Annotated in this window: 19 protein-coding genes and 1 pseudogene; 9 read left to right on the top strand and 11 right to left on the bottom strand. The window is 71.9% G+C overall.

The genetic code is table 11. From position 1 onward, the window contains the following. Positions 1–44 precede the first annotated feature (44 nt). Together ACWCXB_RS28515 and ACWCXB_RS28510 are read left to right on the top strand one after the other, a co-directional pair. The gene (locus ACWCXB_RS28515) at positions 45–941 is read left to right on the top strand and encodes an RNA polymerase sigma factor SigF (RefSeq protein ID WP_450726626.1); all 897 of its coding nucleotides are present in this window, start codon (positions 45–47) and stop codon (positions 939–941) included. Positions 942–1,059: 118 nt separating this feature from the next. Continuing rightward, a complete protein-coding gene (locus ACWCXB_RS28510; protein ID WP_450726625.1) occupies positions 1,060–1,794 on the top strand; it encodes a hypothetical protein in 735 nt (244 codons plus the stop codon). Between the two features lie 268 nt (positions 1,795–2,062). On the opposite strand, the gene ACWCXB_RS28505 is transcribed toward ACWCXB_RS28510, so the two are convergent. After that, a complete protein-coding gene (locus tag ACWCXB_RS28505) occupies positions 2,063–2,281 on the bottom strand; it encodes a hypothetical protein (protein WP_450726624.1) in 219 nt (72 codons plus the stop codon). A gap of 202 nt (positions 2,282–2,483) precedes the next feature. On the opposite strand from ACWCXB_RS28505, the gene ACWCXB_RS28500 reads away from it, so the two are divergent. From ACWCXB_RS28500 to ACWCXB_RS28485, 4 genes and pseudogenes are all read left to right on the top strand, one after another. Further along, positions 2,484–2,933, top strand: coding sequence for a MarR family winged helix-turn-helix transcriptional regulator (locus ACWCXB_RS28500; protein ID WP_450726623.1), 450 nt, complete (start codon positions 2,484–2,486; stop codon positions 2,931–2,933). Between the two features lie 15 nt (positions 2,934–2,948). Beyond that, positions 2,949–5,378, top strand: coding sequence for an MFS transporter (locus tag ACWCXB_RS28495; protein WP_450726622.1), 2,430 nt, complete (start codon positions 2,949–2,951; stop codon positions 5,376–5,378). Between the two features lie 100 nt (positions 5,379–5,478). Then, a complete protein-coding gene (locus ACWCXB_RS28490) occupies positions 5,479–6,309 on the top strand; it encodes a YceI family protein (protein ID WP_450726621.1) in 831 nt (276 codons plus the stop codon). A 23-nt stretch (positions 6,310–6,332) separates the two neighbouring features. Next, positions 6,333–6,670 (top strand): annotated as a pseudogene (locus ACWCXB_RS28485) (pyridoxamine 5'-phosphate oxidase family protein); the annotation flags it as partial. Between the two features lie 63 nt (positions 6,671–6,733). On the opposite strand, the gene ACWCXB_RS28480 reads toward ACWCXB_RS28485, so the two are convergent. From ACWCXB_RS28480 to ACWCXB_RS28440, 9 genes are all read right to left on the bottom strand, one after another. Further along, positions 6,734–7,501 carry a TetR/AcrR family transcriptional regulator gene (locus tag ACWCXB_RS28480; protein ID WP_450726620.1) on the bottom strand — a complete coding sequence of 256 codons (768 nt, stop codon included), beginning with the start codon at positions 7,499–7,501 and terminating at the stop codon, positions 6,734–6,736. 351 nt (positions 7,502–7,852) lie between these two features. Further along, a complete protein-coding gene (locus tag ACWCXB_RS28475; protein ID WP_450726619.1) occupies positions 7,853–10,261 on the bottom strand; it encodes an ArnT family glycosyltransferase in 2,409 nt (802 codons plus the stop codon). Then, complete coding sequence (locus tag ACWCXB_RS28470; RefSeq protein WP_450726618.1) at positions 10,258–11,733, bottom strand: glycosyltransferase; 1,476 nt, start codon at positions 11,731–11,733, stop codon at positions 10,258–10,260. Before ACWCXB_RS28470 ends, ACWCXB_RS28475 begins: the two co-directional genes overlap by 4 nt. A 26-nt stretch (positions 11,734–11,759) precedes the next feature. Further along, entirely contained in the window at positions 11,760–13,283 is a 1,524-nt protein-coding gene (locus ACWCXB_RS28465) for a sensor histidine kinase (protein ID WP_450726617.1), read from the bottom strand. 4 nt (positions 13,284–13,287) lie between these two features. Further along, positions 13,288–14,031, bottom strand: coding sequence for a response regulator transcription factor (locus ACWCXB_RS28460; protein ID WP_450726616.1), 744 nt, complete (start codon positions 14,029–14,031; stop codon positions 13,288–13,290). Positions 14,032–14,117: 86 nt separating this feature from the next. Next, a complete protein-coding gene (locus ACWCXB_RS28455; protein ID WP_450726615.1) occupies positions 14,118–15,005 on the bottom strand; it encodes an amidohydrolase family protein in 888 nt (295 codons plus the stop codon). Next, entirely contained in the window at positions 14,992–15,327 is a 336-nt protein-coding gene (locus ACWCXB_RS28450) for an antibiotic biosynthesis monooxygenase family protein (protein ID WP_450726614.1), read from the bottom strand. Before ACWCXB_RS28450 ends, ACWCXB_RS28455 begins: the two co-directional genes overlap by 14 nt. A gap of 87 nt (positions 15,328–15,414) precedes the next feature. Beyond that, positions 15,415–16,296 carry a DUF2797 domain-containing protein gene (locus ACWCXB_RS28445; RefSeq protein WP_450726613.1) on the bottom strand — a complete coding sequence of 294 codons (882 nt, stop codon included), beginning with the start codon at positions 16,294–16,296 and terminating at the stop codon, positions 15,415–15,417. Positions 16,297–16,308: 12 nt separating this feature from the next. After that, positions 16,309–16,569 (bottom strand): GntR family transcriptional regulator, encoded by a 261-nt coding sequence (locus ACWCXB_RS28440; protein WP_450726612.1) that lies wholly within the window; start codon positions 16,567–16,569, stop codon positions 16,309–16,311. A 159-nt stretch (positions 16,570–16,728) separates the two neighbouring features. On the opposite strand from ACWCXB_RS28440, the gene ACWCXB_RS28435 reads away from it, so the two are divergent. The 3 genes from ACWCXB_RS28435 to ACWCXB_RS28425 all read left to right on the top strand — a co-directional run bounded on the left by ACWCXB_RS28435 (position 16,729) and on the right by ACWCXB_RS28425 (position 18,788). Continuing rightward, entirely contained in the window at positions 16,729–16,956 is a 228-nt protein-coding gene (locus ACWCXB_RS28435; protein WP_450726611.1) for a hypothetical protein, read from the top strand. Further along, positions 16,953–17,249 carry a hypothetical protein gene (locus tag ACWCXB_RS28430; RefSeq protein WP_450726610.1) on the top strand — a complete coding sequence of 99 codons (297 nt, stop codon included), beginning with the start codon at positions 16,953–16,955 and terminating at the stop codon, positions 17,247–17,249. The genes ACWCXB_RS28435 and ACWCXB_RS28430 overlap by 4 nt, the downstream gene beginning before the upstream one ends. Before the next feature lie 195 nt (positions 17,250–17,444). After that, positions 17,445–18,788 carry an esterase-like activity of phytase family protein gene (locus ACWCXB_RS28425; RefSeq protein ID WP_450726609.1) on the top strand — a complete coding sequence of 448 codons (1,344 nt, stop codon included), beginning with the start codon at positions 17,445–17,447 and terminating at the stop codon, positions 18,786–18,788. 509 nt (positions 18,789–19,297) lie between these two features. Here ACWCXB_RS28425 and ACWCXB_RS28420 read toward each other — a convergent pair. Continuing rightward, positions 19,298–19,693, bottom strand: a complete 396-nt coding sequence (locus ACWCXB_RS28420) for a YcxB family protein (protein WP_450726608.1) — start codon at positions 19,691–19,693, stop codon at positions 19,298–19,300. Positions 19,694–19,968: the final 275 nt, after the last annotated feature.

Here is a 19,968-nt window from a genome sequence, read left to right as displayed (position 1 = left end):
ATGGTCGCGGCCCACGCGACCGTCCGCGACCTCCAGGGGGTGGCATGTCCGCAGAACAGGGCAGCTCTAAGGTGCTCACGCGTGAGTTGAGCGCTCCCTCGCCCGACGTGCTTCCGGAGCCCGTGCCGCTGCCGGCACCGGCTTCTCCGGAAGCCCCGGAAGTGTCGGCGGCCCCGGAAGCCATCGACACCCGCACACTCTCCCGCTCCCTCTTCCTGCGGCTGGCCACTCTGGACCAGGACAGCCCGGAGCGTACGTATGTACGCGACACCCTCATCGAGCTCAATCTGCCGCTCGTCCGGTACGCGGCGGCCCGCTTCCGCAGCCGCAACGAACCGATGGAGGACATCGTCCAGGTCGGCACGATCGGCCTGATCAAGGCGATCGACCGGTTCGACTGCGAACGGGGCGTGGAGTTCCCGACGTTCGCGATGCCGACCGTCGTCGGCGAGATCAAGCGCTTCTTCCGCGACACGAGTTGGTCGGTGCGGGTGCCGCGCCGGCTCCAGGAGCTGCGGCTCGCCCTGACGAAGGCGAGCGACGAGCTGGCCCAGAAGCTCGACCGCTCCCCGACGGTGCCCGAACTCGCCGCGGTCCTCGGTGTGTCCGAGGAGGACGTGGTCGACGGCCTCGCCGTCGGCAACGCGTACACGGCCTCGTCCCTCGACTCCCCGTCCCCCGAGGACGACGGCGGCGAGGGCTCCCTGGCGGACCGTCTGGGCTACGAGGACAGCGCGCTGGAGGGCGTCGAGTACCGCGAGTCGCTCAAGCCGCTGCTGGCCAAACTCCCGCCGCGCGAGCGCCAGATCATCATGCTGCGCTTCTTCGCGAACATGACGCAGTCGCAGATCGGCGAGGAGGTCGGCATCTCCCAGATGCATGTCTCCCGCCTGCTGACGCGCACGCTGGCCCAGCTCCGCGAGGGCCTCATCGGGGACTGATCCCGGGTGTCATCCTCAAGCGCAGGAGGGGCTGAAACTCAGCCTCTCCGGCGCTTGAGGAGTCAGGGATCCCCGCTGACGGGTTCCTCATTGACGGCCCGTCAGACACACTGGCCCGATGCGACGGCGACAGGTCGGGTACGGGCTCGCGGGGGTCGCGCTCTGCCTCGGTGGGGTGCTCGCCGCTTGCGGAGGTGACGGGAACGGCGGCGGCTATGTGGCCGTCGGGGCCGCAGGAGCCGGGCCCGAGGAGGGGCCGGCGGATGCGGTGACGCCGTCGGGCAAGGTCGAGCTGTTTCCGCTGGACGGCACGACGCCGCCCGCGGGGGCACCCTCTGCCGGCGGCCCGTCGGGCGGTGGCACGAGCGCGGACACGGGTACGGGTACGGGCGCAGGCGCGGGAGCGGGCACGCCCACGGCACCGGGGCACACCGAGCCGCCCTCCCGGCCGTCCACCGGCACGGGCGGCACCTCGGCACCGACCGCTCCCGGAACGGCCCCGCCCGGCACCACACCACCCGGCACCACGCCGCCCGCGACGCCGCCCGGGCCCGCCGTGCTGAGCATCGTGGACCTCGTGCGGGACACCACGGACAAACGATGGTGCGAGAAGGTGACGCTGGAGTTCCGAAACACCGGAGGCTCGCCGGTGCCATCGGGCAGCGTCACGTTCGAGACGCACATCATCGGCGCGCTGGGCATCGACTGGGCGACCGTCGAGTCGGCCCAGCCGCTGCCCGCGCCGATCGCCGCGGGCAGCACGAAGACACGGACGTACACCGTGTGCGTCGACTCCTGGCGCGTGCCGCTCGGCATGCACATCGAGACGCAGGACGCGCGCGCCGCGTACTGAAGGTGCGGTACTGGCCCAGTACTGGCCCAGTACTGAAGGAGTGGTCCTAGGTCCTGTCCGGTCGATCAGGCCGGATCAGTGAGCGGGGTCTGGTGCCGTACATCGCAAGGCGGAGGTGGGGGTCCCCCCGCCGAAGGCAGGGGGAGAAATCGACGCGGTGGGGGCACCTCCCGTGCCCGAAGGGCTACGGGGGAGTCGGTGACCGACGACAACGCAGCGAGGTGCGGCACCAGGGCACGCGAGCCCGGCAAGATCGGCCGGACAGGACCTAGCCGAGCGCGAGCCAGGCGACCGCGCCGAGGATCGCGATGACGGCGACCACGCCGACGATCAGTCCGACCCGCGGACCGGCCGCCGGTGCGGACGACTGCGCGCGGCCGCCGTGCTGCGGCGCAGCCTCGTCGACGAAGGCGCGGAACATCTGGGTGCTGCCCGCGGGGTCGTAGTTGCCCTCGGGACCCTGGGGGGCTTGGGGGTTGTGTGCCATGGGCCAGGACCCTAGCGAACCCGGGTGACCCGCCCAACCCCCGGCCCGCCGCCCTCGCGACATACCCCCAACATGTCCGCACCATGACCTCGCACATGCAAAGCCTTTTGCGTTCCTTTACCCCCCGGGGCCCGTTTTCGTTTGCCTTCAGCAACCAACCTTTCCTATGGTTGCCCTAAGCAACAAGATCTGGGGGGTGCCCATGGCCGATCGGAGTCAGTACGAAGAGCTGGCCCGGCAGATCAGCGCGATGGGCGCTGTCAAACGGGGCATCGCACGTCTCCTTCCTGTCGAGTGCCCTTCGGGATCCGCCGCCGTGCTGGCGCTCCTCGACCGGTTCGGAGAGATGCGGATGAGCCGGCTGGCCGAGCTGCTCGCCGTCGACATGTCCGTCACCAGCCGGCACGTGGCCCATGTCGCGGACCGTGGCTGGATCGAGCGCTCGCCCGACCCGGACGACCGGCGCTCCCGCATCCTGCGGCTCACCCCCGCAGGCAAGGAGCTGCTCGACGAGCTCGCCCGGCGCACCACGGACATGCTCGCCCATCACCTCAGGGACTGGTCCGACGAGGACGTCGGACAGCTCAACGCGCTGCTGGCCCGCCTCCGCACCTCCGTAGGCGACTGCCGGGCCGCCCACACGTACACGTAACAGACAAGGAAGTTCATGGCTACGACCACACCGACCGGTGTGCGGGGCGGCCACGCCAAGACCCGTGACGACGGTGGCGCCCCGATGACGCACCGACAGATCATGGAGGCCCTGTCCGGGCTGCTGCTCGGCATGTTCGTCGCGCTTCTGTCCTCGACGATCGTCTCCAACGCCCTGCCGGAAATCATCACCGACCTCGGCGGCGGCCAGTCCGCCTACACCTGGGTGGTCACGGCGGCCCTGCTGTCGATGACCGCGACCACCCCGCTCTGGGGCAAGCTCGCCGACCTCTTCTCCAAGAAGCTGCTCGTCCAGATAGCCCTGGTCATCTATGTGGCGGGCTCGGTCGTGGCCGGCCTCTCCCAGAACACCGGCATGCTCATCGCCTGCCGCGTCGTCCAGGGCATCGGCGTCGGCGGTCTCACCGCCCTCGCGCAGGTCATCATGGCCGCGATGATCTCGCCGCGGGAGCGCGGCCGGTACAGCGGCTACCTCGGGGCGACCTTCGCCGTCGCAACGGTCGGCGGCCCCCTGCTCGGCGGCGTCATCACCGACACCGAATGGCTGGGCTGGCGCTGGTGCTTCTACGTCGGGGTACCGTTCGCGCTCATCGCGCTCGTCGTGCTCCAGAAGACCCTGAAGCTCCCGGTCGTGAAGCGGCAGGTGAAGGTCGACTGGGCGGGCGCGCTCTTCATCAGCGCCGCCGTCTCGCTGCTGCTGATCTGGGTGACCTTCGCGGGCGACAAGTACGACTGGGTGTCGTGGCAGACGTACGCCATGACCGGCGGCGCGGTCGCCCTCGGCGTGATCTTCCTGATCATCGAGTCCAGGGCGAGCGAGCCGATCATCCCGCTGCGGCTCTTCCGTAACCGCACCATCACGCTCGCCTCGCTCGCCTCGCTCTTCGTGGGTGTCGCGATGTTCGCCGGCACGGTCTTCTTCAGCCAGTACTTCCAGCTGGCGCGCGACGAGTCGCCGACGATGTCGGGCGTCCTGACCATCCCGATGATCGCGGGCCTCTTCGTCTCGTCGACGGTCAGCGGCCTGGTCATCACCAAGACCGGCAGGTGGAAGGCCTGGCTGGTCAGCGGCGGGTTGCTGGTGACCAGTGGTCTCACGCTGCTGGGCATGATCCGGTACGACACCGAGTACTGGCGCATCGCGGTCTTCATGGCCGTCATGGGTCTGGGCCTCGGCATGATGATGCAGAACCTGGTGCTGGCCACCCAGAACCAGGTCGCCCCGCAGGACCTCGGCGCGGCCTCCTCGGTCGTGACCTTCTTCCGGTCCCTGGGCGGCGCGATCGGCGTCTCGGTGCTCGGCGCCGTCCTCGCCAACCGCGTCACCCGCTACGTCGAGGACGGTCTCGCCGAACTCGGTCCGCGGGGTGCGGCACTGGGGCACGGCGGTACGGGCGGCGGAGGCATCCCCGACCTGGACACGCTGCCCGCTCCGGTCCGCACGATCGTCGAGAGCGCGTACGGACACGGTGTGGCGGACGTCTTCCTGTGGTCGGCGCCGTTCGCGCTGCTCGCCTTCCTGGTGACGCTGTTCATCAAGGAGGTGGCGCTGAAGAGCCGTTCCACGGCCGGGCCCGAGGCGACGTCCGACGAGCCCGCGGCCGCCGAGGTCACCGCGGTCACCTTGACCGCCGGGACCGCCGGGACCGCCGTTGTCGTCGGCACCCTCGTCCGCGGCGTCGTACGCGGCGCGGAAGGCGCCCCCGTCGCACGGGCCGCGGTCACCCTGATCTCGCTGGGCGGACGCCAGTTGGGCCGGGCCGTGGCCCAGGAGGACGGCTCGTACGCGCTGGACGCCCCTGGCGCCGGTTCGTACGTCCTGATCGCCTCCGCCGACGGCTTCCAGCCGCAGGCGTGCACCGTGGTCGTCGGGGACGGGCCGCTGGCGTACGACATCGCGCTCGCCGGTACGAGCGGACTGGCGGGCGTCGTGATCGCCGCCGATGACCGTGCCCCGGTGGAGGGCGCCATGGTCATCGTCACCGATGTCCGCGGCGACGTCCTGGCCACCGGCAAGTCCGCGGCGGACGGCGGCTTCGCCTTCGCCGAGCTGGTCCCTGGCGGGGTGACCGTCGCCGTGAACGCGGCGGGCTTCCGGCCGCTGGCCCTTCCCGTGGAGATCGGCGGCCAGGGCGTGACCCGGATCGAGGCGGCCCTGCGGGCAGGCGCGGTCGTCCAGGGCACGGTACGGGCCGGCACCGCACGCAGGCCGCTGGCCGACGCGCGCGTGACGCTCGTGGACGCCGCCGGGAACGTCGTCGCCACCGCGACGACCGGCGAGGACGGGGCGTACGCCTTCGCCGACCTGGACGCGGGCGCGTACACGGTCATCGCGACCGGCTACCCGCCGGCGGCGGAGGCGCTCACCGTGGCCGGACAGGGAATCGACGGCCACGACATCGAACTCGCCCACCCCGGCGAGTGATCCGACCCCCGGGCGCCGTTTCGAGCGGAGGCGCGCGCCCGGGGCCGGGGCGGCGGGCAGGGGACGGCCCGCCGCCCCGGCGACACACGCAAGGAGAGACATGGGGCTTCGCGCACAGGTAAGGACCCGGGACGGCTGGGCGGTCCAGCACGCGGTCGTGACCGTGACCGACGCCGCCGGCGCTCAGGTGCTGCGGGCCGCCGCGGACCCGGACGGAGCCGTACGCACGGACGCGGCGCTGCCGCCCGGCCCGTACACGGCGATCGTGACGGCCGTCGGCTACGCCCCGTACGCCTCGACCGCACTCGTCACCGCGAGCGGCCGGGCCGACATCGGCACCGTCGTGCTCGCCCGCGTGGGCGGGGCCGAACTGCCGCCGCCGGGCGTCTGGTCGCTGGACCCGGCGCACTCGTCGGTCGGCGCGGTCGCCCGGCACCTGGGGATCTCCAGCGTGCACGGCCGGTTCACGGACCTCGCGGGCCGGATCGAGATCGCGGAGGACGTGTCCCGGTCGCGCGTCGACGCGGTGATCGACGCCGCGTCGATCGACACGGGCAACGGCCTGCGGGACAAGCACCTCACATCGCCGGACTTCCTGGACGTGGAGCGCTTCCCGCAGATCACGTACCGCAGCCACGCGCTGACGGCGTCCGGCCCGGACCGCTGGACGGTGCACGGCCGGCTCTCCCTGCACGGGGTCGAGAGCGAGGTGGATCTGTCACTCTCGTACCTCGGCACGGGCCCCGACCCGTGGGGCGGGGTACGGGCGGCCTTCCACGCCACCGCGGAACTGCACCGCGAGGACTTCGCGATGACGTACAACCAGGTGGTGGAGGCGGGGATCTCGGCCATCGGCACGACACTCAAGGTGGAGATCGCCATTCAAGCAATCAAGAGGGGCCAGGCGGTCCAGGGCGAGACCCTGCCCTAGGGTGCGGACATGGCACGGCACCCATATTCGCGAGCAACACCCCGGTGGACCTGGAGCAGTTGCTGGACTTCGTCCGGCCCCGCCACCGCGCGATCCTCCTCACCCGCCGCGCCGACGGCTCCCCGCAAGGTTCCCCGCTGACCTGCGGCGTCGACGACTCGGGCCGGATCGTCGTCTCGACCTACCCCGAGCGTGCGAAGACACGCAACGCGAAGCGCGACGAGCGGGTCAGCGTCATCGTGTGAGCGATGACATCAAGAAGGGGCGGCGCGCAGCGCCTCGTTGAGGGGTGGCGGTCGGGCGACGGGTGGGCGGGCCGTGGGTGCAGGTCGACGGCACGGCGGAGGTCATCGACGCGCCCGGGTGGAGTCCGGCGCGGCCGGCCCCGGATGCCTGGCCTCTCCCCGCCGCAGGCACGTCGCCCCTACGGCCGGGCCACCATCGTTTCGATGCCGGCGATCACCAGCTCCAGCGCGTACTCGAAGTCGCGGTCGAGCATCTCCTCGACCGTGTCCCCGCCCCGCGCCTCCATGACCTTCTCCGCGTCCTGGAGCATCTCCGCGAGCTCCGGCATGCTCCGGGTCGCGCCCATGGCCTCCGCGTAGAACTCGTCCAGCGTCATCCCCGCGTCGGCGCAGCGCTTCTTGAAGTGGCCCTCGACCGTGCCGAGGCCGTAGACGAACTGGAAGACCGCGGCCATGCCGGCCGCCTGCCAGTTCAGCGGCAGTCCCGTGTTGCCGATGAGCCCCTGCACGGTGCGCGCGAAGGCCAGCGAATGCGGGCCGATGTTCAGGTACGTACCGATGAGCGAGGACACCCAGGGGTGCGTGACCAGCAACTTCCGGTACGCGACGGCGACTTCGCGGAGCTGGTCGCGCCAGTCCGCGCCCTCCTGCCCCGGGTCGGGCAGCCGCATCTCGCTGTAGACGGAGTCGAGGGCCAGTTCCAGCAGGTCGTCCTTGGTGTCGACGTACCAGTAGACCGACATCGCCGTGACCCCCATCTCCGCGGCGAGCCGGCGCATCGAGAACTTCGCCAGCCCCTCCGCGTCGAGCAGCCGCACCGTCATCGCGGTGATCTTGTCCCGGTCGAGTCCTGAAGGCTGGTCGGCCTTACGGCCCCGGGTGGCCTTGCCCTCCAGCCATACGCTCGTCACCGCCCGGCGCTTCGTGCGGTCGGCTGCCGACACCATGGCGTACCCTCCTCGCTCCCGCCGGGCGGTCCGCCCAGTTCAGATGCTATTCCGCCGCTCCGTCGGAGTCTGCCCGCCCGGCCCTCCGGAGGAGCACCGCGGCCAGCACCCCGCCCGCCAGCACCGCTACCGCGCCGACGAGCTGGCTGGTCTGCAGGCTGGAGGCGAAGGCATCGGCGATGCGCGCCTGCTCCTGCGGGCTCTTGGCCGCCGCGAGCGCCGCCGGGAGCGAGGCCGCCGATACGGCGACGAGGGAGGCGAAGCGGGAGTGGCGGTCACGCCGGCTCCTTGTACGGTGTATGGGACTCGATCCCGTACACCGTACAAGGGCTTCTCTTACGCTGTATAGCGCTATTTCCGGGCCGTCAGGTCGTAGAGCGTGGTGCCGCCCACCGTGACCTGCGTGAAGTTCTCCTCGACCCAGGTGGAGATCTCGCTGCTTCCGCCGGGGCCGCCGCCCTGGCCGCCGCTCGCGACGAAGTAGTGGATCTTCCCGGCGGCCACGTACTGCTTGAACCGGGCCAGGGTCGGGGACGGGTCGCTGCCGTTGAAGCCGCCGATCGCCATGACCGGCTTCTCGGTGGCGAGCTGGTAACTGGCGGCGTTCTGGGAGCCGATGGCGGCGGCGACCCAGGTGTAGTCGGCGGCGTTCTGCTCGAGCTTGGCCGCGACGGCGGAGCTGACGTTCGCGCCGTTGAGGAGGCCGCCCATGCCGCCGCCTGCGCCGCGACCGCCTGCGCCTTCACCCTGCTGGACCTGGCCGGGCGTCTGACCCTGGCCGGGCATCTGCCCCTGACCCGCCTGTCCCTGGCCCGGCTGTCCCTGACCCCTGCCGGGCATCCGGCCCTGGCCGCCTGCCGGGGGCATGCCCTGCCCCGCACCCTGACCGCCCTGACCGCCCTGACCGCCCTGGCCTCCCTGACCAGCGGCCATGCCCGGCGGCATCATCCGCGCGCCGTCGCCCCCGGGCCCACCGGGACCGCCCCCGCCGGGACCACCACGCATGCTCGCCGGACCCGCCGTCACGATCGAGCCCTGATGCCCGGTGTTCACCGTCGAGAGGGTGTACGCGACCGGCCCGGCGAGCGCCGCCGCCAGCCCGAGACCCGCCGCCCCGAGGGCGAACCGCCGCCCGAGCCGCCCCGCGAAGAGCAGCCCCGCCGCCGCCACGAGCCCGCCGGCCGCCACCGCCGTGCCCAGCCAGGACACGAAGTCCTCGGTACGGCCGAGCAGGACGTACGCCCAGACCGCCGTCACCGCCACGGTCGCCGCCAGCGCCGCGCGGGCGGCGAGCTGCGTCCGCTCCTCCCACAGCACCGTCGCCCCCATGCCGACGAGAGCGGCGATGTACGGGGCGAGCGCGACCGTGTAGTACTCGTGGAAGATCCCCGCCATGAAGCTGAACACCGCGAGGGTGCTCAGCAGCGAGCCGCCCCACACCAGGAACGCCGCCCGGGCCGTGTCCTCCCTCTTGCCGCGCCAGGTGACGACGATGCCCGCGACCAGCAGGATCAGCGCGGCGGGCAGCAGCCAGGAGATCTGGCCGCCGATGCTGTCGTTGAACATCCGCCCGATGCCGGTCTCGCCCCAGCCGCCGCCCTGCCGGCCGCCGCCGTCACCGCCGCCTCCGACGCTCCCCGTCTCGTTGCCGTTGATCCGGCCGAGGCCGTTGTAGCCGAAGGTGAGCTCCAGGAAGCTGTTGGTCTGCGAGCCGCCGATGTACGGGCGCGAGGACGCCGGCCACAGTTCGACAATGGCCACCCACCAGCCGGCCGACACGATCAACGCAACCCCCGCGAGGGCGAGTTGGCCGAGCCGTCGGCGTACGGTCGTCGGCGCGCACACCGCGTACACCAGCGCGAGCGGCGGCAGGATCAGGAACGCCTGCAGGGTCTTCGTCAGGAACGCGAACCCGACGGCGACGCCCGCCCACACCAGCCACTTCGTCCGGGCGCCTTCGAGAGCGCGGAGCACGCAGTGGACGGTCACGGTCATCAGCAGCGCGAGCAGCGCGTCCGGGTTGTTGAACCGGAACATCAGCGCGGCGACCGGCGTGAGCGCCAGCACCGTCCCTGCGATCAGACCGGCGGCCGCGCTGAACCGCCTGCGTACGGCCGCGTACACGACGCCGACCGTCGCCACACCCATCAGCACCTCGGGTACGAGGATCTGCCACGACCCGAGCCCGAACAGCCGTACGGACAAGGCCATCGGCCAGAGAGCGGCGGGCGGCTTGTCGACCGTGATGGAGTTCCCCGCGTCGGAGGACCCGAAGAAGAACGCCTTCCAGCTCTCACTGCCCGCCTGAACGGCGGCGGAGTAGAAGGAGTTGGCGTACCCGGACGCGCTGAGGTTGTACAGGTACAGCACCCCGGTGAGCACCAGCAGCGCGAGCAGGGCCGGCCGCACCCACGCCGGATCCCCGGCCCGCCCCCGCCACAGCCGGCCGACCCGCCCGCGGGGCGGCGCGGCGTGCGCGGCGGCGGACGACGGCGGGGCCGTAGCGGCGACGGGCAGCGAGCCCACGGCCGCGTCTGCGCCTGGCGCGACAGGTGCCGAGCCCGTGGGCACACCCTGCACGAGCCGCGCCGCGGTGCCCCCCACGGCCGCCGCGGGCGCCGGGCCCGGGACCGTCTCGTGCGCCCCCTGTGCGGCGCTGCCCGCGGGCCGCCCGGCCGTTGAGCCGGCCGTCGGCCATGGCGGCGGAGCCGTAGCGGCGACGGGCAGCCCGTCGTGGTTGTCGTGAGGCGTCGTGGTCATCGTCGCGTCCTCGTCGTCGTGGCCGTCATGTCCACTGCGGCCGTCGTGTTCGTCGGGTTCATCGGGTTCATCGGGTTCATCGGGTTCGTGTCGTCGCCGGAAGGCACACCGCGCAGTTGCACGGTCGCGTCGCCGTTCCAAGGGCCTGAGAAGCCGGAGCGGGCGGAGCGGCCGGACGACCCACGTCCGTCCGCGCCGGGGGTGGCGGGTCCGCCCGCCGTGAGGTCGTCATCGCGCCGGTCCGGGAAGACCCAGGCGCGGAAGAGAAGGAAGCGCAGGACCGTCGCCGCGAGGTTGGCGACGATCAGGACCGCCAGCTCCGTCCCGTGCGAGGGGCTGCCGCCGGCCGTGTCCAGGGCGGCCAGCGAGCCGCTGGTCAGCGCGAGGCCGATGGCGAAGACGACGAGGCCCTGGGCCTGGTGTCGTACGGCGCGCTCCCGGCCCCGTACCCCGAAGGTGAGCCGCCGGTTCGCCGCCGTGTTGGCGACGGCGGACACCAGCAGCGCCGCGGCGTTCGCGGCCTGCGGCCCCACCCCCGCCCGGAAGACGGAGTACAGCAGCAGATAGAAGAGCGTCGACAGCGCCCCCACCACGCAGAAGCCGACCAGCTGCCGTGCCAGCCCGCCCGGTACGCCGCTGAGCTGCCGGTCCCTCGGGTCGTCGCCGAACGGCCGCGCGAGCCGGTCCAGCGGCAGCGCCCCCACCGCCAGCGCCCGCCCCACCCGCCACACGCCCTTGAGGTCGTCGACCGCCGTGCTCACGATGTGCACCGTGGAGTCGGGGTCGTCCACCCAGTCCACCGGCACCTCGTGGATCCGCAGCCCCGCCCGCTCCGCGAGCACGAGCAGCTCGGTGTCGAAGAACCAGCCGGTGTCCTCGACCATCGGCAGCAGCCGCTCGGCCACATCGCGCCGTATCGCCTTGAACCCGCACTGCGCGTCCGAGAAGCGCGCCGCCAGCGAGCCGCGCAGGATCAGGTTGTAGGCCCGCGAGATGAACTCCCGCTTCGGGCCGCGCACCACGCGCGAGGACCTGGCCAGCCGCGAGCCGATCGCCAGGTCGGAGTGCCCGGAGATCAGCGGCGCGACCAGTGGCAGCAGGGCGTTGAGGTCGGTGGACAGATCGACGTCCATGTACGCGAGTACGGGCGCGTCGGATGCGCCCCAGACGGTCCGCAGGGCCCGCCCGCGGCCCTTCTGCTCCAGCCGGTACGCCCGTACCCCGGGGATCGAGGCTTCGAGCGCCGCCGCCACCTGGGGCGTACGGTCGGTGCTCGCGTTGTCGGCGACGGTGATCCGGAAGCCGTACGGGAAGGTCCGTGCGAGGTGGCTGTGGAGCCGCCGTACGCACGGCTCCAGGTCCTTCTCCTCGTTGTAGACGGGGATGACCACGTCGAGTACGGGCGTGCCCGCCATGCCTACGGGCAGATGCTCCCGTGCCGGCAAGGTGCCCGTTGCAGTGTCGGTTCGCATGGCCCTGACTCTCGCCAGGGCAGCTGTCACGGCTGTGTGGTGAGCCTGTGCGCCGTCTGTGAGTCGCGAGCCTCGAGAGGCAGGCGTACGGAGAAGACCGTGCGCCCCGGCACGCTCTCCACGCCCACCGACCCACCGTGCGCGGCGACGACGGCGTGCACGATCGCCAGACCGAGGCCCGTGGAACCGGCCCCGCGCGAGCGCGACGCGTCACCGCGCGCGAAGCGTTCGAAGACATGCGGCAGCAGCCCGGGCGGGATGCCGGGCCCGTCGTCCTGGACCTCGACGGCGACCGCGGACCCGCGGTCGAGCGGGCGGACCCGCGCGGTGACCGTCGTCCCGGGCGGTGTGTGCGTGCGGGCGTTGGCCAGCAGGTTGACCAGCACCTGGTGGAGCCGGGCCCCGTCGCCCCGTACGGTCACCGGCTCGTCCGGCAGCTCCAGGCGCCAGACATGGTCCTGCCCGGCCGCGCGGGCGTCGCTCACCGCGTCCACGACCAGCATCGAGAGATCGGTGCCCTCGTACGAGAGCGGGCGTCCCGCATCGAGCCGCGCCAGCAGCAGCAGGTCCTCCACGAGGCCGGTCATCCTGGTCGCCTCCGCCTCGATGCGTCCCAGGGCATGACGGGTGTCGGGTCCGGTCTCCTCGCGGCCGCGCCCGCGGCGCGTCAGCTCGGCGTACCCGCGGATCGAGGCGAGCGGCGTGCGCAGCTCATGGCTGGCGTCCGCCACGAACTGCCGCACCCGCGTCTCGCTCTCCTGACGCGCGTGCAGCGCGGAGTGGACATGGTCGAGCATCCGGTTGAGCGCCGCACCGACCTGCCCGACCTCCGTACGCGGGTCCGCCTCCGCGTCCGGCACCCGCTCGTACAGCGCCACCTCGCCGCTGTGCAGCGGGAGTTCGGAGACCCGGGTCGCGGTCGCGGCGACCCGGCGCAGCGGCCGCAGCGCGACCCCGACGAGCGTCCCGCCCGCCAGTCCGGCGGCGACGAGACCGGCGCCGGTCACACAGACCTCGACGACGACGAGGGTGCCGATGGTGCTGTGCACCTCGGCGAGCGGTACGCCGACCAGGAAGGTGCCCTTCCCGCCGTCCGCGTACGCGACGCGGTAGCTGCCGAGCCCCGGCAGCTCCACCGTGTGCGGGTCCTCGTCACGCGGGACGCCCGCCAGGACCTCCGTCTCCGCCTGTGACAGCACGCGGTCCGTGACGTCGGGGCCCAGACCGTCCGTCTCCTGCTGCGTGGAGACGACACCGTCGCCGAGTGTGCCGTCGGCCGCGACCTCCACGCCGACCGTGCCGAGGGGCGCCCCGCCCTTGGTGACGAACTGCAGCGGCTCCTCGGGCGGCGGCGGCCCGGCGGCGAGGGCGGCGTCCGGCGGGGGCCCGGCCGCCCGCCGGGCCAGGGCGGTCAGCTGCTCGTCCTTCTGCCCGTACAGATAGCTGCGCAGCGCGAGCGTCGTCACCGTACCGATGACCGCCGCGACGACCGCGATCAGCGCGACCGCGGACACCACCAGCCGCGTCCGCAGCGACCACCTTCTGCCCATGGCGCTATTCACCCGGCTTGATCAGATACCCCGCACCGCGCCTGGTGTGGATCATCGGAGAGCGGCCGGCGTCGATCTTCCGCCGCAGATAGGAGATGTAGAGCTCGACGACATTGGCCTGGCCGCCGAAGTCGTACGACCACACGCGGTCGAGGATCTGCGCCTTGCTGAGCACACGCCGCGGATTGCGCATCAGATAGCGCAGCAGCTCGAACTCGGTCGCGGTGAGATGGATCGACTCGCCGCCCCTCGTCACCTCGTGACTGTCCTCGTCGAGCGTCAGGTCCCCGACGGTGAGCACGGACTCGCTGCGTACGGCGGCGGCCGCCCCGGAGCGCCTGATCAGCCCGCGCAGCCGGGCCACGACCTCCTCCAGGCTGAACGGCTTGGTGACGTAGTCGTCACCGCCCGCCGTCAGCCCCGCGATCCGGTCCTCGACGGCGTCCTTCGCGGTGAGGAACAGCACGGGGACGTCGGGGAGTTCGCGCCGCAGCCTGCCGAGGACCGCCAGCCCGTCCATGTCGGGCAGCATCACGTCCAGGATGACGGCGTCGGGCCTGAAGGCGCGCGCCGCGCGCACCGCGCCCGCACCGTCACCGGCGCTGCGCACCTCCCAGCCCTCGTAGCGCAACGCCATGGAGAGCAGCTCGGTGAGCGACGCCTCGTCGTCCACGACGAGCACGCGGACGGGCCCGCCGTCCGGCCTGCGCAGTTCGGTACGGCCTTGAGGAGAGGTGGTCGTCGTCATGGTGCACCACCCTGGGACCCTGCCGTGAGAGCGACCTTTCCCCTACCTGTGAATTCCCTGAGAACCGTCCCGGTCCGAGAACCGCCTCAGGGCGTCATGGAGAAGAGCCGGGCGCCGTTCTCGTAACAGACCGCTCGCAGCCAGTCGTCCCCCAGCTCCAGCCGCTCCAGCGCCTCCAGCTGGTGCAGATACGGATACGGGATGTTGGGGAAGTCCGTCCCGAGCAGCACCCGGTCCGCGAGCTCCGCCAGCCGTCCCCGCTCGCTCACCGGGAACGGGCTGAACCGCTCGCCGAAGTCCGTGAATGTCATGGTCGTGTCCAGCCGCACCTGGTCGTACCGCTCGGCGAGCTCCAGGAAGTCCGCGTACTCGGGCATCCCCATGTGCGCCACGATCAGCGGCAGCCGCGGATGCCGGGCCAGGAGCCGGCCGATCGGCTCGGGTCCGGTGTACTTGCCGGGCGCGGGACCCGAGCCGCAGTGCATCACCACCGGGATCCCCGCCTCGGCGAGCAGGCCCCACGCCGGGTCGAGCAGCGCGTCGTTCGGGTCGTACGCCCCCACCTGGAGGTGCGATTTGAAGACGCGTGCACCGGCCTCGACGGCGCGGCGTACGTACCGCTCGACCCCCTCCTCCGGGTAGAGCGTCGCCGTGTGCAGACAGTCGGGGGTGCGGGAGGCGAAGTCGGCGGACCAGGCGTTGAGCCACTCGGCCATGCCCGCTTTGTGCGGATAGAGCATCGACGTGAAGGCTCGCACCCCGAACTCCCGGAGCAGGGCGACCCGCCGCGCCTCCTCCTCGCGGTACGCGATCGGCCACTCCATACCGGTCAGCGGCCCCACGGCGTCAAAGTAGGCCCAGACTTTGTCGAGCACCCTCTCGGGCATGAAGTGCGTGTGGACGTCGACGAGTCCGGGCAGCCCGAGCCGCTCCCAGAACGCCCTGACGTCGTCAGCCTCGTCAACCTCGCTCAAAGCCGTAGCTCCGCTCGACCCGGCCGACGTGGACGCTGTAACGCTCGTACCACTCGGCACGTCCGCGCCGTTGTGCGTCCTGGTGCTCCAGGTTGCGCCGCCAGGCGGCGATGGCCTCCTCGTCGCGGAAATAGCCGACGGTGATGCCGAGCCCGCCGGGCGTACGCGCCGACTCGTACCCGAGGAAGCCGGGCACCTGCTCGACCAGCTCCTGCATACGGGCGGCGGTCTCGGCGTAGCCGCTCGGGTCCTCCCGCAGACGGGAGGTGAACACAACGGTGTAGTAGGGCGGGTCGATCCCCGCCACGAGGGCATCGCTCATGACGAACACCCTCCGACGTGCGGCGATGCGGTGTCCAGGCCGCAGGCCGAAAGGGGTCCAAGTCTTGACCATCGGCGGGCGGAGCGGTCAGAAGAGGCCTTCCTGCACTCCGCGCGGCAGCTCGTCCACGGGCACGGTCACGGTCACGGCGGCGGTCGATGCGCCAGGGATGCCGGCGAGCTCCCATCCGGACATGATCCGCGTATCGAGGACGATCACCCGCCCGTCACCGGCGCGCAGATGCAGATCGGGCCCGGCGGCGGCGAGCAGCCGTCCCGCGACGGTCCCGCCGTCGACCAGCTCCCGGACCACGCCCCAGGCGGTCGGCAGCCCCTCGATCCCGAAGACCCCCACGTGATCGACTGCCTCGAACCCGATCCGCTCCAACGCCTCCGGCCAGTCCTCGAGACCGGCCACCCGCGCGTACAGGTCGGTGACCTCCGCAGCTCGCTCGCCGACCCCGGCCGGCAGTTCCGCGCGCACCGCCCGCTTCCGCGCGTACGGAATCCGGTCCGGCACCCCGAGCGCGGCGCGCAGCACCTCCTCGGTACGCCGCGCGGCCATCAGCGGCCCGCGCCCGAGCCAGCTGAACACCACGGCGCCCTGCTCCAACAGCCGTGCCCGCCCCCGCTCCTCCGCGGTGATCCCGACCTTGACCATGCCGGGCCCGAACCAGGCCAGGTACACCCGGTACGGCCGCGGGTCGTCGGCGACGGTGTCGGCGGCCACCGAGTGCGCCCGCTCCAGCCGCGCACATTCAGGGCAGAGCCCGCCGGTACTCCGCCCGGGCACGACGGCGCCGACCGGGCACACGTTGCCCCGCGCCCCGGTGCACCGCCGCTGCCCGACGGCGCGGAAGGCGATCTCCTGCCCGTAGGTCAGCGGCCTGACCCGCGCGGAGGGCCCGGACGCCCACCGCAGCCCCGGCGGTGTGGTCGCCCAGGTCAGGCCCTTGCACTGCCACGACATGGGCGGCCTGCCTTACGCGTCTGCGTCGCCGGAGGACTTCCCGGGCTGCTCGGCGACGAAGGAGCCGAGGCCCGGCTCCGTATAGGTCAGGCCCTCCTCCCGCAGCGCCCGAAGCACCTTGTGCGCGGTCGCGTTGGCGATCCCGAACTCCTCGGTGAGCTGCACAACAGACGGGACGCGTGTACGCGGCGGGTAGCTGCCGTCCGCGATGCGGCCGCGGACGACTTCGGCCACCTGGCGCCAGCGCGGGATGTCGGGAACAAATTCGATCACCGCCCCAGCATGCGCATGCTTAGAACTCCACGCGATGCATAGAATACCTAGCATGCCTGTAATGCCACCGGTATCGTGAGGCACAGTGAACCCCGGCGACGGAGTGCAGCCGTCCCGGGGCACGGCCATCAGCCACACCCTCTACAAGGAGCTGACGACATGACCGACCTTATCCGTCGCCTCTTCGCCTTACTGGGCCTCTCGCTCAAGCCGTACGACGCACAGTCCCCCGCCGCCCGCGGGCAGGCCACCCCGCTCACCCTCCCCGCGCACCGCAGCCCGTACGGCATCGGCCCGGCGGCGCTGCTGGACGCGGAGGCGGGCGTGCTGGTCCGCCCGTATCTCAGGGCGGGTTCATGCTGGGCGCACGGCGTGGAGGCGGCATGACGAAGCCGCGCCCGGAGCACGCGTCGCCGCGCGAGGCACGCCTGCTTCCCTGGACCGGGCCCGAGGGCAAGACCTGCTTCCTCATCACCGACGACCACGACGGCCCGGTGTCCCGCCTGGCCGACGCCACGGAATCCATCCACCTCGGCATGGGCGCGGACCTCCTGGCCCACGCCCGCCGCCTGCTACCCGACGCACCCACCGGCGAACTACGCTATCTGGCCGAGCGGTTGGCCGATGCACTGGACGCCGTGCTCCGGGTCGCAGAGAGCCGAGGCCGACGGCTGCACTGACAAGGGACGGCCGAGGGCCTGCTGCTCAGCACGGCGGGCCCTCGCCGAGGCGGGCATCTGCCCAGGTCCCGTGCCTTGGCGAGGACGAGCGTAGGGGTTGTGACGCGCGGGCCTCACTTCGTTGTTGACCCACGTTCATTTCACCTATGAAGCCTCGCGCTGCCCCCTGTCGGCTTCGCGAAGGAGACCTCTCAGATGACTCGACCCACCCGTCGGCGGATCGCCGCGGCGGTCGGCTCGGCGCTCGCCGCCTCGCTGCTGCTGTCCGCCACCGCCGACGCCACACCCGCGGTCCCTGCCTGGGAAGGCTTCTCCGGCACCGTCACCAGCACGGCCACGCTGCCGGACATCCCGCTCTCCGACTTCTCCAATGCCCTGCTGCCGGGCACCGTGGGTGACGACCGTGGCATCGACCTGGGCGGCATCGGCAGTGACCTCTACCCGGCGGACCGGCCCGGTGAGTTCTGGACCGTCACCGACCGTGGCCCCAACGGCCAGATCAAGGTGAACGGGGCGAACCGGCGTACCTTCCCGGTGCCCGGCTTCGACCCGGCGATCGTCAAGATCAAGGTGAAGGGTGAGCGGATCGAGGTCCTCAAGGCCATCCCGATCACCACCAGCAGCGGCGCAGCGGTGACCGGCCTGCCCGACCAGAGCGGCCGCGACGAGACCCCCTACACCTATGACGCGTCCACCCCGCTGGAGTTCAACCCCAACGGACTGGACACCGAAGGCATCATCCGCGCCCACGACGGGACCTTCTGGCTGGTCGACGAGTACAGCCCGTCCCTGGTCCATGTCTCCGCGAGCGGCCGGGTGCTGGCCCGGTACGTCCCCCAGGGGCTCGCCCTGACCGGAGCCGACTACCCGGTGATCGAGGCACTGCCGTCGATCTTCCTGACCCGCAAGGGCAACCGCGGCTTCGAGGGACTGGCCCAGCTGCCCGGCGGGGACCTGGTCCTGGCCCTGCAGAGCCCGCTGCTCAACCCCGGCAAGCAGGTCGGTGACGCGTCACCGACCACCCGGCTGCTGCGCTTCTCGCCCCGCCAGGGCAGGATCACCGCCGAGTACGCGTACCGCTTCGACGCGGTGGGTGTGGTCGACCCCGGCGAGACCGACCCCAGCCAGCTGAAGATCTCCTCCGTGGTGGCGGTGGCGCCGGAGACCCTGCTGGTGCAGGAGCGCACCGACCGGGCCTCCCGGCTCCACCTCGTCGTGCTCAGGCCCAAGAACAACATCCTGGGCACCGCATGGGACGCCGCCGGCACCTCGCCCTCGCTGGAGGCGCTGCCGGACCCGGCCGCGGCCGGCGTGCCGGTGCTGTCCAAGTCGCTGATCATCGACCTCAACACCGTCCCCGGTGCGCCCAAGAAGATCGAAGGCGTCGCGCTCGTCAACCCGTGGACGATCGCGCTGATCAACGACAACGACTTCGGGATGACCGACGGCACCGGGGCGTTCGACGCCGAGGGCAGGCTGATCGACAGCGGTATCGACACCACCCTGGTCCAGGTTCGCCTGGGCGCCCCGCTGCGCTGACCCACCGCCGACCACGTCGTTGTGCCGTGCCCGGTGGGAGCCGGGCACGGCACGGCGTCGCCCTGCGCCCTGCCCTACTTGGCGAGCCAGTCCGTGAGGGCCACAGGGCTGTCGATGAGGACGCGAAGGTTCCCGCCGTCGGCGGCGTCGTCTCCGGGGGCCTCTTGGCACCTGCCGGCCCACGCGCGCCCACCGCTCCCCGAGGCGCCCACCGGCGAACTGCGTTGTTCGGCCGAGTGGTTGGAACGACGCGCCGGATGCCGTGCTCCGGGTCGCGGAGCGCCGTGGCCGGACGGTTGACCGCTCGGCCTGCCGATCGAGGCCGGTCAGCGGCTCGCCTTCACGGCCTCCGACGTCGCTGCGCGGAACGACTCGGTCGCCCCAACTGTGACATGGCTCACGCGAGTTGGCGCCCCTGAAGGTTCCGGCCCCGTCCCGCGTCCCGTCGCCGCCGTTCCCCGTGAGTCCCCGCTCGAGACCTCCCGATCGGGCACGGATGGGGCACGGGGCTAGAGCCGCTTCAGGTTCCGGTCCAGGATCGCCCGGAGCCGGTCCACGTCCCCGGGGTCCTGGGCCCCCCGCTTGGGCAGCACCGCGACTCCGGCCGCGCGCTCGCCGCCCAGCAGCACGAAGAGCCCGGGCGTCTCCAGGTACTCCCGGAACACCGTCCACTCGGTGGTGGAGGACATCCGCTCACCGGTGCTGACCGCGCCGCGGTCATCGGCGACCATGTGGCACTGCCCGTACGGCTCCACAATGCTGAACATCCGGCGGGCCATGGTGTGCAGCCCTCGTACGGTGATCCAGAACGCGATTCCCACGGAGAGCACCAGCGAGATGATCCACACAGGCAGCGCGGCATCGCGGAGCGCCGCGAAGACGACCACAGCGGCCGCCGCCGCCACCGGCGCCAGCAGCGCCTGGGACCTGCCCGCCGGCGTCCCATCTCCGGGGTGACCTATCAGGACAACCCGGGCCCGCCTCCGGAGGTGAAGGACACTACGGAGGGGCCGACCCTCCCCCTCAGGCTGACACGGTTGCTGCATTTCGCTGCTGTACGCACGACAAAGCCCCCTCCGGGATGAGGCGGATTCCAGCGGTCGTCGCAACACGTGATCAGTGTTGGGCGGTTGCAAGCAGTGTAGAGAGGCGCTCGGCTGGGGTTTCCCAGCCGAGCGTC

This window comes from Streptomyces sp. NPDC001514 (genome assembly GCF_053597075.1).
This window is presented reverse-complemented; position numbering and strand designations above follow the sequence as displayed.

What these genes read in the sequence shown, in the direction of transcription:
- ACWCXB_RS28515 (WP_450726626.1), top strand. Translation starts at nt 45, where the DNA reads ATGTCCGCAGAACAGGGCAGCTCTAAGGTGCTCACGCGTGAGTTGAGC.
- ACWCXB_RS28510 (WP_450726625.1), top strand. Translation starts at nt 1,060, where the DNA reads ATGCGACGGCGACAGGTCGGGTACGGGCTCGCGGGGGTCGCGCTCTGC.
- ACWCXB_RS28505 (WP_450726624.1), bottom strand. Translation starts at nt 2,281, where the DNA reads ATGGCACACAACCCCCAAGCCCCCCAGGGTCCCGAGGGCAACTACGAC.
- ACWCXB_RS28500 (WP_450726623.1), top strand. Translation starts at nt 2,484, where the DNA reads ATGGCCGATCGGAGTCAGTACGAAGAGCTGGCCCGGCAGATCAGCGCG.
- ACWCXB_RS28495 (WP_450726622.1), top strand. Translation starts at nt 2,949, where the DNA reads ATGGCTACGACCACACCGACCGGTGTGCGGGGCGGCCACGCCAAGACC.
- ACWCXB_RS28490 (WP_450726621.1), top strand. Translation starts at nt 5,479, where the DNA reads ATGGGGCTTCGCGCACAGGTAAGGACCCGGGACGGCTGGGCGGTCCAG.
- ACWCXB_RS28480 (WP_450726620.1), bottom strand. Translation starts at nt 7,501, where the DNA reads ATGGTGTCGGCAGCCGACCGCACGAAGCGCCGGGCGGTGACGAGCGTA.
- ACWCXB_RS28475 (WP_450726619.1), bottom strand. Translation starts at nt 10,261, where the DNA reads ATGACCACGACGCCTCACGACAACCACGACGGGCTGCCCGTCGCCGCT.
- ACWCXB_RS28470 (WP_450726618.1), bottom strand. Translation starts at nt 11,733, where the DNA reads ATGCGAACCGACACTGCAACGGGCACCTTGCCGGCACGGGAGCATCTG.
- ACWCXB_RS28465 (WP_450726617.1), bottom strand. Translation starts at nt 13,283, where the DNA reads ATGGGCAGAAGGTGGTCGCTGCGGACGCGGCTGGTGGTGTCCGCGGTC.
- ACWCXB_RS28460 (WP_450726616.1), bottom strand. Translation starts at nt 14,031, where the DNA reads ATGACGACGACCACCTCTCCTCAAGGCCGTACCGAACTGCGCAGGCCG.
- ACWCXB_RS28450 (WP_450726614.1), bottom strand. Translation starts at nt 15,327, where the DNA reads ATGAGCGATGCCCTCGTGGCGGGGATCGACCCGCCCTACTACACCGTT.
- ACWCXB_RS28445 (WP_450726613.1), bottom strand. Translation starts at nt 16,296, where the DNA reads ATGTCGTGGCAGTGCAAGGGCCTGACCTGGGCGACCACACCGCCGGGG.
- ACWCXB_RS28435 (WP_450726611.1), top strand. Translation starts at nt 16,729, where the DNA reads ATGACCGACCTTATCCGTCGCCTCTTCGCCTTACTGGGCCTCTCGCTC.
- ACWCXB_RS28430 (WP_450726610.1), top strand. Translation starts at nt 16,953, where the DNA reads ATGACGAAGCCGCGCCCGGAGCACGCGTCGCCGCGCGAGGCACGCCTG.
- ACWCXB_RS28425 (WP_450726609.1), top strand. Translation starts at nt 17,445, where the DNA reads ATGACTCGACCCACCCGTCGGCGGATCGCCGCGGCGGTCGGCTCGGCG.